Source organism: Metabacillus sp. KUDC1714 (assembly GCF_014217835.1).
GTDB lineage: Bacteria > Bacillota > Bacilli > Bacillales > Bacillaceae > Metabacillus > Metabacillus rhizosphaerae.
Window position 1 is genome coordinate 3,689,213 of the sequence record NZ_CP055263.1, and the last position, 17,173, is coordinate 3,706,385.

20 protein-coding genes and 1 pseudogene are annotated in these 17,173 nt (G+C 34.7%); 10 read left to right on the top strand and 11 right to left on the bottom strand.

Annotated elements, in window-relative coordinates; all coding sequences use genetic code 11:
* Positions 1-14: 14 nt before the first annotated feature.
* From HUW50_RS16925 to hxlB, 4 genes are all read left to right on the top strand, one after another.
* Positions 15-2,018: a beta-galactosidase gene (locus tag HUW50_RS16925; protein ID WP_185653065.1), complete on the top strand. Its 2,004-nt coding sequence runs from the start codon at positions 15-17 to the stop codon at positions 2,016-2,018.
* A 16-nt stretch (positions 2,019-2,034) separates the two neighbouring features.
* Positions 2,035-3,360: a glycoside hydrolase family 30 protein gene (locus tag HUW50_RS16930; RefSeq protein WP_066325484.1), complete on the top strand. Its 1,326-nt coding sequence runs from the start codon at positions 2,035-2,037 to the stop codon at positions 3,358-3,360.
* Positions 3,361-3,674: 314 nt separating this feature from the next.
* A complete protein-coding gene (gene hxlA / locus HUW50_RS16935; RefSeq protein ID WP_066325487.1) occupies positions 3,675-4,325 on the top strand; it encodes a 3-hexulose-6-phosphate synthase in 651 nt (216 codons plus the stop codon).
* Positions 4,309-4,857 carry a 6-phospho-3-hexuloisomerase gene (gene hxlB / locus HUW50_RS16940; protein ID WP_066325497.1) on the top strand — a complete coding sequence of 183 codons (549 nt, stop codon included), beginning with the start codon at positions 4,309-4,311 and terminating at the stop codon, positions 4,855-4,857. Before hxlA ends, hxlB begins: the two co-directional genes overlap by 17 nt.
* Positions 4,858-4,951: 94 nt before the next feature.
* Here the strand turns inward: hxlB and HUW50_RS16945 are convergent, their stop codons facing one another.
* From HUW50_RS16945 to HUW50_RS16955, 3 genes are all read right to left on the bottom strand, one after another.
* Positions 4,952-5,884 (bottom strand): 3'-5' exonuclease, encoded by a 933-nt coding sequence (locus HUW50_RS16945; protein WP_185653066.1) that lies wholly within the window; start codon positions 5,882-5,884, stop codon positions 4,952-4,954.
* A 95-nt stretch (positions 5,885-5,979) separates the two neighbouring features.
* A complete protein-coding gene (locus HUW50_RS16950; RefSeq protein ID WP_066325502.1) occupies positions 5,980-6,372 on the bottom strand; it encodes a hypothetical protein in 393 nt (130 codons plus the stop codon).
* Between the two features lie 320 nt (positions 6,373-6,692).
* Entirely contained in the window at positions 6,693-7,328 is a 636-nt protein-coding gene (locus tag HUW50_RS16955) for a pentapeptide repeat-containing protein (RefSeq protein ID WP_066325510.1), read from the bottom strand.
* Between the two features lie 348 nt (positions 7,329-7,676).
* On the opposite strand from HUW50_RS16955, the gene HUW50_RS16960 reads away from it, so the two are divergent.
* Entirely contained in the window at positions 7,677-7,868 is a 192-nt protein-coding gene (locus HUW50_RS16960; protein ID WP_066325513.1) for a hypothetical protein, read from the top strand.
* 288 nt (positions 7,869-8,156) lie between these two features.
* Positions 8,157-8,330, top strand: a complete 174-nt coding sequence (locus tag HUW50_RS16965) for a DUF3934 family protein (RefSeq protein WP_083964438.1) — start codon at positions 8,157-8,159, stop codon at positions 8,328-8,330.
* A gap of 223 nt (positions 8,331-8,553) precedes the next feature.
* Here HUW50_RS16965 and HUW50_RS27140 read toward each other — a convergent pair.
* Positions 8,554-8,751, bottom strand: a pseudogene (locus HUW50_RS27140) (aspartate--ammonia ligase); the annotation flags it as partial.
* A 159-nt stretch (positions 8,752-8,910) separates the two neighbouring features.
* On the opposite strand from HUW50_RS27140, the gene HUW50_RS16975 reads away from it, so the two are divergent.
* A complete protein-coding gene (locus HUW50_RS16975) occupies positions 8,911-9,555 on the top strand; it encodes a DUF421 domain-containing protein (protein WP_066325518.1) in 645 nt (214 codons plus the stop codon).
* Positions 9,556-9,892: 337 nt separating this feature from the next.
* On the opposite strand, the gene HUW50_RS27585 is transcribed toward HUW50_RS16975, so the two are convergent.
* The 7 genes from HUW50_RS27585 to HUW50_RS17005 all read right to left on the bottom strand — a co-directional run bounded on the left by HUW50_RS27585 (position 9,893) and on the right by HUW50_RS17005 (position 14,887).
* Complete coding sequence (locus HUW50_RS27585) at positions 9,893-10,171, bottom strand: CBO0543 family protein (RefSeq protein ID WP_396652643.1); 279 nt, start codon at positions 10,169-10,171, stop codon at positions 9,893-9,895.
* A 147-nt stretch (positions 10,172-10,318) separates the two neighbouring features.
* Complete coding sequence (locus HUW50_RS16980; protein ID WP_232328954.1) at positions 10,319-11,689, bottom strand: TrkH family potassium uptake protein; 1,371 nt, start codon at positions 11,687-11,689, stop codon at positions 10,319-10,321.
* A gap of 266 nt (positions 11,690-11,955) precedes the next feature.
* Positions 11,956-12,375: a DUF1801 domain-containing protein gene (locus HUW50_RS16985; protein WP_066325519.1), complete on the bottom strand. Its 420-nt coding sequence runs from the start codon at positions 12,373-12,375 to the stop codon at positions 11,956-11,958.
* 172 nt (positions 12,376-12,547) lie between these two features.
* The gene (locus HUW50_RS16990; RefSeq protein ID WP_066325524.1) at positions 12,548-12,745 is read right to left on the bottom strand and encodes a hypothetical protein; all 198 of its coding nucleotides are present in this window, start codon (positions 12,743-12,745) and stop codon (positions 12,548-12,550) included.
* A gap of 137 nt (positions 12,746-12,882) precedes the next feature.
* Positions 12,883-14,148 (bottom strand): erythromycin esterase family protein, encoded by a 1,266-nt coding sequence (locus HUW50_RS16995; protein WP_066325533.1) that lies wholly within the window; start codon positions 14,146-14,148, stop codon positions 12,883-12,885.
* Between the two features lie 70 nt (positions 14,149-14,218).
* On the bottom strand, positions 14,219-14,575 hold the full coding sequence (locus HUW50_RS17000; protein WP_396652644.1) for a hypothetical protein: 357 nt from the start codon (positions 14,573-14,575) through the stop codon (positions 14,219-14,221).
* 48 nt (positions 14,576-14,623) lie between these two features.
* A complete protein-coding gene (locus tag HUW50_RS17005; RefSeq protein ID WP_066325542.1) occupies positions 14,624-14,887 on the bottom strand; it encodes a DUF1292 domain-containing protein in 264 nt (87 codons plus the stop codon).
* Positions 14,888-15,063: 176 nt separating this feature from the next.
* Between HUW50_RS17005 and HUW50_RS17010 the strand changes: the two genes are divergently transcribed.
* The 3 genes from HUW50_RS17010 to HUW50_RS17020 all read left to right on the top strand — a co-directional run bounded on the left by HUW50_RS17010 (position 15,064) and on the right by HUW50_RS17020 (position 17,153).
* The gene (locus HUW50_RS17010) at positions 15,064-15,258 is read left to right on the top strand and encodes a hypothetical protein (protein ID WP_066325543.1); all 195 of its coding nucleotides are present in this window, start codon (positions 15,064-15,066) and stop codon (positions 15,256-15,258) included.
* A 189-nt stretch (positions 15,259-15,447) separates the two neighbouring features.
* Positions 15,448-16,155 carry a response regulator transcription factor gene (locus HUW50_RS17015; RefSeq protein ID WP_066325553.1) on the top strand — a complete coding sequence of 236 codons (708 nt, stop codon included), beginning with the start codon at positions 15,448-15,450 and terminating at the stop codon, positions 16,153-16,155.
* A complete protein-coding gene (locus HUW50_RS17020) occupies positions 16,152-17,153 on the top strand; it encodes a sensor histidine kinase (RefSeq protein ID WP_066325556.1) in 1,002 nt (333 codons plus the stop codon). Before HUW50_RS17015 ends, HUW50_RS17020 begins: the two co-directional genes overlap by 4 nt.
* Positions 17,154-17,173 lie beyond the last annotated feature (20 nt).

Consider the following 17,173-nt stretch of genomic DNA (forward strand, 5'->3'; position numbering starts at 1 on the left):
AAGGATAGAGGAAGATGAAACAATTGTTATACGGTGTGGCATATTATGATGAATATATGCCTTACGATCGACTAGAAACAGATATTCAAATGATGAAGGATGCAGGTATTAATGTTGTTCGTATTGCAGAATCAACATGGAGTACACATGAACCTCAAAATGGTGTATTCGATTTTACTTCTGTGAATAGAGTGCTAGATGCGATGCATAAAGCGGGGATTTCTGTCATAGTGGGCACACCAACATATGCGGTACCGACATGGATGGTGAAAGAGCATCCAGAAGTGTTGGCTGTTACAAAACAAGGTGCGGGGAAATATGGTGCCAGACAAATTATGGACATTACAAGCCCAACCTACTTATTCTATGCTGAGCGGATTATCCGAAAATTGATGGAAAATGTAAAAGACCATCCAGCCATTATCGGCTATCAAATTGATAATGAAACGAAGCACTATGATACAAGTGGACCAAATGTACAATTGCAATTCGTGAAGTATTTAAAAGAGAAATTTAAAACAACAGATGCGTTAAATAAAGCGTTCGGACTCTCTTACTGGAGCAATGACGTCCATGCATGGGAAGATATGCCTTCTGTTGTTGGTACAATCAATGGAAGTTTTGGGGCGGAATTTTCTAAATTTCAGCGTACACTCGTAGACGACTTTTTAGCATGGCAAGTAGAAATAGTAAAAGAGTATCGTCATGAAGGACAATTTATAACACAAAACTTTGATTTTGAATGGAGGGGCTACTCATTTGGTGTCCAGCCAAACGTAAACCATTTTACAGCTTCAAAACCATTTGATATCACAGGGGTAGATATTTATCATCCTTCACAAGAGGATTTGACTGGAATCGAAATTTCGTTTGGTGGTGATGTTGCACGATCAACAAAGCAACAAAATTACCTTGTTCTTGAAACGGAGGCTCAGGCATTTAGTCATTGGACACCTTTTCCTGGTCAACTGCGTTTACAGGCCTTCAGCCATGTGGCTTCAGGTGCTAACATGGTAGCATATTGGCATTGGCATTCAATCCATAACTCATTTGAGACATATTGGAAAGGTCTTTTAAGTCACGATTTAAAGCCTAATCCTGTGTACAATGAGGCAAAAACTATTGGCGCAGATTTCAAACGTCTATCACCAAAACTAGTAAATCTTAAGAAGAAAAATAAAACAGCTATTCTCGTTAGCAATGAATCTCTCACAGGAGTAAGCTGGTTTAAATTTAATCAAAGATCAGAGCTAAATTACAATGATATCCTTCGTTTGATTTATGATGAGTTGTACAAATTAAATGTGGAGTGTGACATCATTCATCCTGAAACAGAGAATTTGGAAGACTATTCATTGATCATCGTTCCATGTTTATATGTTGCTTCTGATCAATTGCTGGATCGGCTAAACCAATATGTTGATAAAGGAGGCCATGCGGTCTTTACCTTTAAATCTGGATTTACAGATGAAAACATTAAAGTTCGCACAACTAATCAGCCTGGTATCATTGAGAAGGTCTGTGGTGTTCAGTATCAGATGTTTATAGAGCCAAAGCGTGTTCAACTAGCGGAAAATCCGTATGGAGTGGATGAATCAAAGAATGAAGTGCACACATGGATGGAGCTACTTACTCCCACAACAGCAGAAACTTTTGCCAAATACGATCACCCAGCATGGGGCGAATATGCGGCGATTACAGGTAATGAGTGTGGAGACGGATATGCGACATACATCGGATGTATTGTTTCTAGTGAGGTTATGTCTGGCATTCTTGCTCAAGCGCTAAAACGAGCGAGCATATGGGAAACTGAACAGGAGATCCGTTTTCCGATCATAATAAAAAGTGGAGTAAATGATGAAGGAAGAAAAATTAAGTTCATTTTTAATTATTCTGCAGATATCGAAATGATGAGGTATCCTTTTGAAGAAAGTGAGGAGCTTTTATCGGAAAAGCATTATAAACAAGGTGAAACGATAACATTAAATCCATGGTCATTTATGATATTTGAACTGTAATAGAGGAGAGGAAAACGTGGGTTATTATTGGATTTCAAGTACTAAAGAACAAAATTGGCAGGAGCAGATAGCAGAACCAGCGAAAACAGGAAAGCCTAATTTAGTGTTAACTGATGAGACAAAGCGTGTCATTGACGGATTTGGTGGCTGCTTTAATGAACTTGGCTTCGATGCGCTGAGTCATTTATCAGAGGCTGGACGCACCCAAGTATTGGATGCTCTGTTTTTGCCAGATGGAGATTGCCAATTTTCGATTTGCCGACTACCAATTGGTGCAAGCGACTATGCACTTGAATGGTATAGTCATAATGAAACAACAGATGATTATGAAATGGAGCATTTTAGCATTGAGCGAGATAGAAAATATTTAATTCCCTATATTAAGGAAGCATTAAAACGTAATCCAGATTTAAAGCTGTTTGCTTCACCATGGAGCCCGCCAACATGGATGAAGTTTCCGAAAGCGTATAATTTCGGCACATTACGCTGGGAGCCAAAAGTACTGGAGGCATATGCGCTTTATTTCGTAAAATTTGTCCAGGCGTATAAAGAGGAAGGGATCACACTTCATCAAATCCATGTTCAAAATGAAGTAGTCGCAGATCAGAAGTTTCCTTCATGTGTATGGACAGGTGAACAGCTACGTGAATTTATCGGAGATTATTTAGGTCCAGCATTTGAAAAATACGGGATTGATGCTGAAATCTGGCTAGGAACCATCAATGCCCCAGAACCCTGGGAGGAGTGGATGAAAGGAACAAGCTCTGATCATGATGCATTTGCACACACTGTCCTTAGTAATCCAAAAGCCTACGAATATGTAAAGGGTGTTGGTTATCAATGGGCAGGAAAATATGCAATTCAACGTACTGTGCAAAGCTATCCTGAATTGAAATATATGCAAACTGAAAATGAATGCGGAAACGGGGAAAATACATGGGCGTATGCCCAATATGTTCATAACTTGTTTCGTCATTATTTCGTGAACGGAGCAAATGCGTATATTTATTGGAATATGGTACTTGAACCAAAAGGAAGAAGTACATGGGGTTGGGAACAAAACTCTATGATTACGGTAGACCCTGAATCGAAAAAGGTGACCAAAAATCCGGAATATTATGTAATGAAGCATTTTTCTCATTTTGTGAATCCAGGTGCTTTACGAATTGAAACAAGTGGTCCTTGGACGGGGAATACGACAGCATTTCTAAATCCAGACGGTACGAAAGTAGTTGTCATTGCCAATCCATTTAAGGATACAAGGGAACTAGAAATGGATGTTAATGGGGAAACATACTCATTTAAATTAAAAGCAGAATCATTCAATACGATTATTATTTAAGATTACTATCTTAGTAAGCTCAAAGATCACATGTATTTTTTAAACAGTATATTAAACTTAGACATATCATCAAAAAGTGCTTGGATTTTCGAGTAATGTGAAAAAGTGGTCTTTTTCATTACCCTCGGATATCCAAGTTTTTTTAGTTTGTATTCAGCAACCAAGCAGCAGTTAACACTGAGAAAATAACCGAGTGAAAATTAAAAAGTTTAGGTATAAATCGATTATTGTAAAGTGCTTACATTTCCTTTATAATAAGTTCATAAATCGGTTTAGTAATCTAGTAAATTAAAATAAGACAAAGAGGAGATTAAATGAATATTCAACTGGCATTAGACCGTTATACGATTGAAGAGGCTATTGAAATTGCAAAATCGACAGAGGGTTTCATAGATTGGATTGAAGTTGGCACTTCATTAATAAAAGAATATGGAATGGTAAGTGTTGAGAAGCTTAAAAATGCCTTTCCAAATAAAGTGATTGTAGCAGATATCAAGACAATTGATAACGCATATTACGAATTTGACATGTGTTTTCGTTCTGGGGCTGATGTCGCGACTGTGATGGGAGTATCACCTGCAGCGACGATTAATGCATGTATTGAAACTGCCGAAAAAGCAGGGAAACGGGTTATGGTTGACCTTTTAAATACAAATGATAGTCAGCAAAAAGAATTGTTTCATTATAAACAAGCAATTTTCTGTGCACATGTCAGTAAAGATGAACAAGAGATTGCTGGAAAGCAAAACATCGTGACAGAACAAATATATGATCCAACTGTACAACTCGCGGTTGCTGGGGGAATAACACTCGATTCAATTGCTAGTTTTAGAGAGTTGCAGCCTAATGTAGTAATTATTGGCTCAGCCATAACGAAAGCGAAAGATAAACGATTGGCCGCTAAACAGTTTAAGAAAGTATTGTTACAATGGAATGGAGAGAGAAAACATGAAAACATCAGATAAAATCTTTTTGGAAATTCAAGGCGTTTTAAGTCAAATAAAAGAAGAGAATTTACAAGAAATTGCCACTAAACTAGTAGATGCAAAAAGGATTTTTGTTATTGGAGAGGGGCGTTCAGGCTTTATGGGGAAATCATTTGCGATGCGATTAATGCATTTAAATGCAAATGTTTTTTCTGTTGGTGAGACGATTACGCCATCGATTGCAGAAGGAGACATCTTACTCGCAGTTTCAGGTTCAGGTACAACAAAGAGTGTTGTTTGGACAGCTGAAAAAGCAAAAGAACTAAATTGCCAAGTTATTGCGGTTACAACAAATTCTGAATCACCTCTTGCAGCGGCTTCTAGTGATGTACTACACATACCAGCTGCTACAAAATATAGAGCTGATGGAGAAATTCAATCAGTTCAACCACTCGGTTCATTATTTGATCAATCTGTCCACATTGTCTTTGATAGTATTTGCTTAATTTATTCTAATCTAAAAGAATATGGTCATAACGAAGCTTTTAGTCGTCATAGTAATTTGGAATAAACCAAACAAGCTACCAAGTCGAAAAAAATACAAGTAGTGGGGACTCTCATATAGATGAATCTCACTACTTTTCTTTATATTAGATTGCGTCATCCTACTTGAAAGCTAGCTGCTTCAAGGGCTGAAGCATATATTCATCAAAAATGATAGTTTTAGAAGAATAGCAATAATGCTCTTCATAGGTTAGCAGCAAATCATGATAGAAGGACACTAAATGTCCAGCAATTAATACGTTCTCTTCGGTAAACAAACCAGAACGATTTAACAAAACATTTTCATATTTTTCAACGATCCTTCGAATTGGTTTTTTTATTTTTTTTACATTCCGCATTCGATACACTTCTCGTAATGGTTCAGTTACTAGCATTGCATCTTGTTTTAGGCGATCGTTCAGTTTCTCATTGATTTGCTTCACATCAAGTGGGACCTCTTCTTCAAAGAGATATTGCTTTAGCATGATTAAATCAGATTGGATAGGTTTATTTAAAAACTGTAAATAGATCCTTAGTGTATTATAGGCATCATACATAGGATGATGTTTTTCTCCAATAAACTGTAATCCATATAACGCTAAAGCATCTGCAACTGAAACGTTTCCCTTCGAGACTCTCTGCTTAAAAATCATCTGGAAATCAATATAACGTTTTTCAATTTTGCTAATGGTGCATTGTGGGATTTCGTGTTTTGTTGCATCGATTTTTAAACGAGATAAATCACTTGGCGACCACGAAAAATAGCGAGTTTTTTTCACACCACCAACCCATACAAGGAAGGCATCAAAGACCACTTTAAAACCACTTGCATTGATAAAATCACAATCCTCAATCCCGGTTAATGTTTTACAAAACTCAGTTAGAGGCTCCTGATTTTCGGGTTTTATAAAACGATCAAAATACGTAATTTCTCCTGTTTCAAGATTATATTTTACAGCTCCTAAACGAATGGCCTCCATATTCTCAAAATCCATACCTGAATCAGAACATAACATTTCAAAATCGAAAAAGACATATTGCTTATAATCAGCCATTCATATCCCCCCTAACAGGTAATTATATGGGGGATATGGTGAAAGTGGAAGATCCAATAATTGTAAATTCTTCACCAATCCTCACCCGAATCACTTTATTCAATTGCTAATCTGAATAATAAAAGTGCTAGCAAACAGGTTATTGGAGTCATTACCATTTTTTCCAAGACAGAGGCTGAAGCTAAATTGCCCATTGTATTAAGCGCCATAAGTCCAAACATTACCCATGTTCCAACATTCACAGTTTTTTTGAACTTTCCGTTGAAAACATATCCTGCTTTTACAGCAACAATTGTCATAAATAGTAGTTGCACAACTATAGATATGCTTTCAAAAATGATTAAATCTACTTCATTCTTTAAACGTCCTCCCCATACAAAATCATATGGTACAACTTTTAGAAGTATCAGGAGATGCATGAAAAGCGCAATTGTATTAATGGTGATTATTATAATACTTGCCAGTCTAATGCTGATTAACTTTTTCATTTTCTCCTCCATTTTCAATTGTGGTATTATAAGCTGTACCAAATTTAAATAACTCTAAATGCAATATATTCAACCATTTGAGAATTATGATGAATGGTAAAGTAGGTAGAAAAGCTGAAGTGCTGTTTAGCTATTATTTTGTAAAACAAGCATCATAACTAATAATCAATTATTAATTTTTCTATCTTTCGATTTTTCACCTCGAAAAAACCACATTCACCTCGAAAAAACCACATTCGAGGTGAATGTGGATTTTCGTTAAGGATTGTTCATTAATATTGTATCAAGTTTGTAATTTACATCTTCAAAGGTTAATTGAATTAATCAATAATTATTAATTCCAATAGAGCAGCAAATTGAATTGCCTGGTGAGTAGAAACTTTACATCCCTTTAGGTCAGTTATAGAAACTGTAAGTGATTCAAAAGTAGATGTACTAATGTCTATCCCCTTGAGTGATGTTCTTTCAAAGCTAACACTATTTATGTTGCACGAATTAAATTCGAGTTTTTTAAATAAACATTCATAAAAATCGGAACTCTCTAAAGAAGTATCTAGAAATTTAACTTTTTCTAGCCTAGAATTCCCGAAAGAAGCCAAGTTAAGTAAAGAATCATTAAACTCAACATTACCAAAGCTAGACTCAGTAAAATCCACACCTAGTAATTTACAATTCGTGAATTTTACTCTGTGTATGGAAGAGTTTCGCATTTTAGCATTCGAAAAATCGCAGTTATCAAAAAATACATCGGTTATATCAATATTTGAAAAATCAGTATTGTTAAACTTACAATTACTTATGATCATTTTATATAAACGCACCCTAGGTAACATCTCGTTATCAAAAATAGAATCATTTATTTGACACAATTCTAATTCGGGATCTTCCTCATAAAAAATATCATTGAAATTTTTTAAAGGTAAATCATTAGGTATTTTAGGTGATTCAATTTTCATAAAGCTACCTCGCTAATTTATAGTAGGAATTCATATAATTTTAAAAAACAATTCCTCATAAGTTAACTATAAGGAAATATTAAATCTAATAAAAGTCTTTATTTTTAAGAGGGAATATGTGCAATGAGCTACATTTCACCAATTATGATAAAGCAACGTGTAGATTTTACATTAAAATATTCCAATACGAAGTATAACCAAGTCTTTAAATCAGAGCGGGGTTATGCTTCGTGTGAGGTTTTGTAAAAATAAATAGCTATATTTTTACTTAATGCTGTTAATTTGTCAAAAGCTTTTCAAATTGTAACCTTTATTTGCATATGCTACTAAAAACGAAGGAGAATATAGATGCTTGTAACATTATTATTGCCAATCGTAGTTCCATATGGAAACCCAAGGACTATTTTTAACCCAAGAATCCATTATTTAAGAAAAGCTGAATTTTTCAGATGGATAGAATCAGTTGATAGTAAAAATAAAAAGTATCAACACGTTCCATTATTATTTGCTGAGGGAATAAAAAACATGAAAATATATTAATAGTCGGAGAAAAAGCAACACAAACTAATTTTGTACCAAGTAGTGGAGGGGTATAAGTAACGAGATACACGATAGTAACTTGATAATAAATGAAACAAATCTTCTGTGGGTAGCGTTTTAAAAAATGAATCGCTATCTTTTTACGTCGATTATAGGTAGACTAGTTGAAGGGATTAAAGTAGTTTAGCTTTGAAATTGGTTTGTTTTGCTTATATACACAATGAATATAGAAGTGAAAAGGGTAAAATTAAGCAAAAAAATAAAATTAAATAATAATGGAGTGATGATATGAGTAAAGCTAAAAGTAAAAGTGGGACAGGTAGAGGAACAGGCAAAAAGGGTTGGACGCGTTGGAAAGCAAGTGAAAATAAAGCGAAAAGCAACAAACCGTATAAAAGCAAGGGTGTGAAACGGTCAGACAATGCAGATTCGTCGAATCATAAAAAAGGGGATAACACATAATTAAAAAATGCGACCCCTATTTAAAAATAGAATAATTTGACCTCTTAGGAAGTATCAATTGTGGGAAACGAAGTAGGATAACCAATTAGCTTTCACTTTTCATATGAAATAGATCAAAAAATATCAAGAAATATCAAGAAAACTTTTTTGTTACATCTTATGAAGATCTTCCCTACAAAAGGTTGATATCTCTTTCTTTACATTCACTAATAATTTGCTCATTCCAAACAGAAGCCTGAACTTTCTCCCAATCCCATTGATCAACATACATCGAGTGCAGATTATCTAATACCTCACCTCTTCGAACAGCATTCATATTTGTATAATGTCCTTCACCAACGGTAAATTTATATCTAGTAAGAGCCATCCTTTTCCACTTCGCCAAAGATTGCACCATTTCAATTTGCGTATGCTTAATATCTATAGCTTCATAAGAAAAAGAGCCTAGAGTGGTAACCAAAATCTTGAGCTTTATTATCCATATCCTTTCATTTTTAACAAATACATCTTTCTACTAAAGAGAGGCATAATAATAACATAAATTGTTCGGGAATCATCACTTGGAAATGAGGGGATTTTAATGGAGCTAGATTGGGTTTGGAAGGCAATCCTTATTGTCATTGTAGGAACTTTGCTTTTAAGAGTTGCAGGAAGAAAGTCAATTTCGCAAATGACGCTTGCTCAAACCGTAATCATGGTCGGAATTGGTTCATTGCTTATACAGCCTGTTGCTGGAAAAAATCTTGCTACTACATTTGGAGTTGGGGGCATCCTTGTAGTAACGCTTGTCATAATAGAATACTTGGAATTGAAAAGTGATCGTTTTGAAAAATTCATAACTGGCCAATCAAAAATTGTCATTGAAAATGGAATTCTAAATGAAAAGAATTTAAGTAAACTTCGTTTAACCGTAGACCAATTAGAAATGAAATTAAGACAACAAAATGTAAGTAAAATAAGTGATGTTCAGTGGGCTACATTAGAACCCAATGGACAATTAGGCTACGCGCTAAAACAGGATGCACAACCAGTTACAAAAAAAGAATTTCAGCAACTTCAACAATCGATTAGTAGCTTAATCTCCAATAATCCGCAATTAAGTTTATTAACTGAGCAATTAAACCAATTAAATGAACAACTCAATCTACCTCTAAAGCAGGAAAACCTTTTTACTGAAATAAAGAAAAATAATCATAATATAATACCACCAAAGCATTTACAGTAACGTTTTATCTCATGATGATAGAAAACTTCATTCCGAGTTTATCCTGTTAAGACAGGGGAGCTAAAAAGTAGCTCCTCTATTTCATTTTCACAAAAAACGAACTGACTAAAATAAAAAGCATTAAAAACATTAAAGAAATCATTCCCGTAACATTCTTGTCTTTCCAGCAAATGCGACAATGGTAACCTGTATACACGTGATAGTGATGATATCAATGATGATGCGGTGAGGGTGGGGAATAAATTCAAAGATCCTTTTTTTGAATGTACCGATTATGTAAACGACTAAACAGAAGAAGTTCATACTTTTTTTAGAAAAGAAATAGAACATTCCAAGCTTAAAATGATTTTTTACTCTGAATAATTCTAATCAACCCAATAAACATACGAACAAACAGCATGATGAATGTTTCTGATAGTAGGGTATGATACCAATGCCAATTTTTATTAAATTTAATAAGTTTTGTTTTGCGTTCAAAAAAAACTTCAGCTAATGTCATTGGAATACTAAATAAAAATAACTTCAGTAAGATTCCCTTCAAATTTGAGCGAAAGGTTAGTTGATTATAAAAGACACAAAGGATCGGAAACAATAAATAGTCAAATAGTATATTTATTTTAAAATATTAATGTAAATAGAGGCTGACTCAGGAACCATAAGTTCAGACAACTCCAAATCAATATATAGACTCTCAATGCCTGAAAGACCTATATAAAAGTTGGATTTGACTAGCTCAGATCTCCTTGAGTCATCCTCTACTTTTTTATCCAATCATAATCTTCTCTTCCACATATTTAAAAGGAAGTTTTTTATTTTCCTTAGCTAAAGCAAAGGCTAAAGTAAGTGGGCCTACTCTACCTATAAACATCAGAAGGGATATGATTACTTTACCTGGTGTACTTAATTCAGGTGTTAACCCTAGCGACATTCCAACTGTTCCAAACGCTGAAACCACTTCAAAAAGTAAAACATTCAAAGGAGCGTTTTCTGTAATCGTTAAGATAAACAAAATCAAAAATACAACGGCTGTCGAGTAAACAGTGATGGAAAAGGCTCTAAAGATTAAATCCTTTGGTATGCGCCTGTTCATGATGTTAACATCTTCTTTTCTTTTCAATACAGTCCAAACAGCAAGGATGAGAATGAAAAACGTGGTCACTTTAATTCCTCCAGCTGTACCTCCAGAGCCTCCACCGATAAACATAAGCAAAATCGTAACAAATTGGGAACTTAGCGTTAATTCCGGTAAATTCAACGTGTTAAAACCTGCTGTTCTAGGAACTACCCCATGAAAATAAGCACCTAACACTTTATCCTTTAGAGATGATAATCCACCCAATGTTCCGGGGTTATTGTACTCCAAAGTAAAGATCAGGACTGTACCAAGTAAATTAAGAATTAATGTCATTAAAAGGACTAATTTTGTATGTAAGGAAAGCTTCTTCCATGATTTCTTCTTGAAAATATCTAATATGACGAAATATCCTATTCCTCCAATTATAAACAAGGAACTAAGTGTTAAGATAATTGTAGGATCACCAACATATCCTGTGATACTGCGAAACTCTCCCATTAGGTCAAAGCCCGCATTATTAAAGGCAGAAATAGAATGAAATAGGCCATAGAATAAGGATTTTGGAAATCCAAAATCGTGAGACCAGCGTATGGCTAAGATAACAGCTCCGATTCCTTCAATTATGAACGTGAACCCAACAACAAACTTAACAAGTCTAACCATTCCTTCAATATAAAGTTGATTTAAGGATTCCTGAATCATGAGTCTTCCTTTCAAACCTATGTTTTTCCCTAATACAATCGCAATAATGATTCCGAAAGTCATAAAACCAAGTCCACCAACTTGGATTAATACCATTAAAACAATTTGACCAAAAAGCGTAAAAGTTGTTTCAGTATCTACTACCACTAATCCTGTTACACAAACAGCAGAGGTTGCTTCAAATAATGCATCAATAAAAGATAAGTGATGTCGATCTTTTGTAGCAAAGGGTAACATGAGTAACAATGTACCTAATCCAATGAGGCACAAAAATCCTAGTGATAATGTTTGTGCGGGATTAATTTTTACCCATTTAAACGGTTTTATGATTCTTTTCATTTTATTGGACTTCGGCATAGATATAAATATCCCCTAACATTAGTCGTTCTTTTGCATATAGAAATGATAACCTATTTGTTGTTATTTACCATCTAATCACTTAAATTTAACATGGCCGTTCTTTAAAGATTAGTATAAAAGTGGTGGTGATTTTTGGCAGAACTAACTCGTGAAGTTGTTTTTATTATGCCAAAATATATAAAGGCCATTCCTTTAAGAATGACCACTTTTCTGTTTTGATGATTTTTAAATGATTCATAAACTTATCATTTTAGGATAAATTTTTAATCTGGGTACGTTTCTTTTAGAAATATTACTGATTGGTTAATTAACGCTTTTAGAACTTCAATATCAATATCTGCTACTTTATTTATGTATACACACGCTTTTCCGCTTGTATGTTTCCCAAAATTTTTTAACAATTCCTCACGTTTTGTGTCACCTGTTGCAAAATACAAACTGATTTTTGCTTTTCGAGGTGAAAAGCCTACTAGTGGTGCATCGCCTTCATGACCAGATTCATATTTATAATGATAGGCACCAAAGCCAATAATACTCGGCCCCCACATCTTCGCTTTAAAACCTGTCGTTAGAGTGAAAATATCTAACAATTTATAAGCATCTTCACGTTTTTTAGGGCTGTCCACAAGTTCAATAAACTCTACAACACTGTTGTCGGTTTCTTTTGTTTTGAGTTCGTACATAATAATATATTCTCCTTTGCTTACGGGATTGTAAGCTAATAATGATGTTATTATCGATATTCTACATTAATAGTGTTTATCCTTCCCCAACGGACCTCCTAGAGTAATGAAAAAGGGTTCAATTCCTATTCGAATTGAACCTTTTTTTGTCATTAGTATTTATAAAATGCACTTACATCATTTTTTTGGAATTAAACCATTTTAAGAGAGGATGAATTTCCTTATCAACAATTTTTAATTCATTCATTACTAATTTTTCTTGATGGTCAGTTATCCAATTTTTTAGTTCTTTTTTATCATTTAATTGGGTATAGTATGTTTCTCCACATTTACCAACCGCATTGACAACATACCTACAAGTATTCCCCATAATCGACCACCTTTTATATAATGTCATGTACTCAATAAGCATTATAACAAGGTTTGAAATTTTTTCTAGTCTTTTTTTAATTTATTTTTTCTTTTGTGAATAGAATGATGAAATCAACCCTTCGCTACCTTAATTCTTTATAAAAAAACTTCTTCCACTTCAAGAGGATTAAGAGCATTCGTATAATTAACATAAACAAACGCATCATACCGGTCTGATATTACTGAAGGAACATAATTACCATAATGTTCGAATTTAGGATTATAAACGACTCCAATAGCTCTGTGACCTATTGTTCGATTAAATTTATGATGGTTTTCATTGTTGAAGATTAATAGCTTGTCATCCGAACCTGCCTTATGCAAAGCATCCTCAAAGCTACCGGCTTTAGCTGGTGGAATAATCATTTTATCAAAATTCACACCCCATTGATCAGCTGCAATTACAGTCCCGCGGTGTGTTCCAAATCCAACAATAAAGAGGGCCTCTTTCCCTTTTTGTTCTCTTAGTAATTGTCCAACGTTTACGATACCTTCATCAGCCATATCAGTTGCTCGTGCATCACCAACATGAGTATTATGTTCCCAGATGATTCCTTTTGCTTGGTTGCCGTAATATTCACTAATTTTATTGATTACCTCAACCATATGCCGATCGCGAATATTCCAGGATTCGTTATCATTTACTACCATTGTTCTGTAATAATTTTCAGCATTTGCTGTAATAAGAGCATTTACTTCAAGGTTTAAACGATTCTCTTCGAAGTCAAATTGTTTATTCTTATTTAAACAAATTTCTGTTAAAAGTTTGATGACCTCATCATGGCATCCTTCTGAATAAAGGGCGGCAGATACACCATATCTTTCTGGTTGGCGATTAAAGGGTTCAAAACAAGCAAATGCTTTTTTTGCATCGTCTAATTGGGGAGAATGAGTTTTTTCTAAATAATTGATGATTTCATCCATTGATTCCCATAAAGAATAAATATCAATTCCATAAAAACCAACCTGTTTATCTTTTGGCTGCTTTTGATTATATTCCTTTAACCATTCGATAAGCTCAATCATTTCTTCATTTGCCCACATCCAAGTAGGCCAACGGTTAAAGGATTGTAACACTTCTCTGGCATTTGGAGTGACTTGATCAAAGCCTTTTATATAACGGTTTACATATTGGCATGCAGGCCAGTCGCCTTCGACAGCCAAAAAGGTGAAGCCTTTTTCTGCAATAAGCTTTTTGGATAGTTCAGCACGAATTTTATAATATTCAGACGTCCCATGTGATGCTTCCCCTAATAATACAAATTTTTGCATCTCAATCTCATGAAGAAGGGAGTTGATGTCATTGGGATTGTTTAATGGTTGTGCATAATCTTTAATGGCTTGTATAAGTTCATTGTTCATAGTTTCACCCCTCGATATTTGTTCTTGTTTATAGATTTACCCAGTTATTGTAAATCCTGAAATCTGCATTTTATTGTTGTTTATATTCAGCATTGTATGAATTTTCACCTGAGTGAACAGATAATAAAGTGTCCGCATATCCAACAAGGCGATTGACAATTTCATCTGAAATCGCATAAACAAGCCGATGTAATTCGCTTTTATGCAATGCAGGATCATCAAAAATAATCGTCGTGTTAATAAAGATATGTTTTGTATCGTAAAGATTGTAGTGGATGATAGTTTTACCAGATGCTCCACCTGTCACGGGATCTTTATAGTTTGGTAAGAAAATATACCATTCTTCAGCAGTTGGAGATCGAAAATTTTTTGTGAAAGTCATGCCATTAATTTCTTTTTCAATTTGGTTTTTTAGATCTTCATCCATCACATCAATAATGTTAGTATCCATGAATTATTCCTTCTTCCTAACAAGTTAATCTGCTGGATTTGCTTCGACTGCAATTTCATATGCATCAAGTACCATAGTTTTTTTGCGCGGATCATTTATGCCGATAAGATACTGTTCGTCATCTTCATTCTCGACTTGCATTACAATCGCATGATCAAGCTCATGCTCTGATCTTAATAAAGCGTAGGTATCTTCTTCAATTGCCAATAATGCTTCTACGACAAACTGCTTTTTGTTACCGTCATTATCCTCAACAGTAATCCAATCTCTTTCGTGATCATGGGACAAAGTTATCACCTCCACATGCTTTTTAACGTTATTATTTCCTCAGAATGTTGTTTTAAAGAGTGGGGAAAAATTACCAAAAAAGCAAGTTAGATTCCGGTTGTTTAAGACTTTCAATTAAGTGCATAAGATTTACGTTAAATGGATGATAAAAATTAAAAGATTAGGAGTAAAAAATCATGGGTGAAGACCAGAAAACACATTTTGGTCATTTGAAAGAAGTACAGCTTAAGCATACTAATTTATGGTTTGATTATTGGCAAAACTTTTCAGATTATGATACGTGGCAATTCTGGGTTGTTCTTTGTTTATTGATTTTACCGCTTATTCTATTAATGGTAGTTGTTGACAAGCGAAAGGCACTTCGTTTGTAGCTAAAACTGTGAAAAATGTGTCCAATCTTAGACATGACAAAGTTGTTAGTTAAACTGAATGTTTGAACCATTAAAGTAAAGGAGATGTGAAAACAACTCCTTTTTAGTATGCTTTCATAAGGTCTCACATTCCTTTTGAAAAACCATCCATTTTATGGCATAATTACATCCAATAAAGGGGAGACGGATATGCAAAAAATTATGATTGTTGAAGATGATCCTAAAATTGCTGAATTGCTGCAGACTTACATAAGTAAATATGGTTATGATGTATTTTTAGTAAATGATTTTCAGCATGTGATGGATGTATTTTATGAAAATAAGCCTGATCTAGTTCTGCTAGATATCAATCTACCAAGCTTTGATGGTTATTACTGGTGCAGACAGATTCGCACGCAATCGATTTGTCCGGTTATCTTTATATCTGCACGGACAGGTGAGATGGAACAGGTAATGGCACTGGAAAACGGTGGGGATGATTTTATTACCAAGCCGTTCCACGCTGAAATTGTTATGGCGAAAATTCGCAGTCAGCTTCGCCGTGCTTATGGTGAATATGCAATGAAGGCTAACGAGAGGGTTTTAAAAATCAAAGGACTGGAGTTGTATCCTGAAAGGTTAGAATTGAAGCTGGGTCATGATAGTGTATCCCTGACAAAAAATGAAGCTGATATTATTGAGAGTTTAATTGAGCGTTATCCACGTATTTCTGGTCGTGAAGATTTACTTGAAAAACTTTGGGAAGATCAATCTTACGTAGACGAGAATACACTGAATGTTAATATCACACGAGTTAGAAAGAAATTTCAAAAAATAGGCATAGAAGAAGCGGTGGAAACAGTTAGAGGGGCAGGTTACAGATTAATTGTCTCATGGGGAGAGCGTGTAAAAACATGAAGCTATTTTTCCGGGAGCATTACCTGTTAATTGCTGTACAATGTGTACAGTTTTTTACTATTTTCTCAATCTATTGGCTCGAAGGCTACCAGCAACTCAAACCAGCTCTATATGCTGCTTTTCTCGGTTTTTTCTTTTTAAGTTGCTACCTGATTTATCACTATTATAGTCGACGCAAATTCTACAACCGTCTTAGCAAACCACTCGTCTCACTTGACGACTCCTTTCAAAAACTGGAGCAAGCGCCAATTACAGAAGCATTGGATCAGCTGTTAAAAACGCAGTACAAGCATTATCAACAGCAACTAATGAGCGTGGAACATCAGCAAAAAGAGCATCTAACATTTATGGATCAATGGGTGCATCAAATGAAAACACCGCTTTCTGTCATTGAACTAACAGCACAAAACCTAGATGAACCGGAATCCTCTGATATTCGTGAAGAAACAGAACGAATAAGTACAGGGTTAAATACCATTCTCTATATGGCCCGCCTTAGGACTATTGAACAGGATTTTCATGTAAAACAGGTTGACTTGGTGAAAATAGTGAATGAGGTAAACCGTGCCAATCGACGGCTTTACATCCGAAACCAGGTATATCCAAAATTACAAGAAGAGCAGGAAGGCATTCTTGTTGAAACAGATGAAAAGTGGCTCTTCTTTATCCTATCACAGCTTATTAATAATGCTGTTAAATATTCAGCTGGTAAAAGTAATAAAATCAATATTTCTATCTATGAAAAAGATCACGAAGCAGTTCTACAAGTGACCGACTTTGGTGTTGGAATCCCTGATACTGATTTAAAACGTGTATTTGATCCATTTTATACAGGAGAAAATGGCCGGGAATTTCGCGAATCTACAGGCATGGGGCTATATTTAACGAAAGAAGTAGTAAACCATCTTGGACATAGAATCGAGCTAGTTTCAAAGGTAGGCAGGGGAACAACAATTAGACTTATTTTCACTACATCACAAAACCTTACAGCCTCGTAAGGAAACTGAAAGGCGAATCG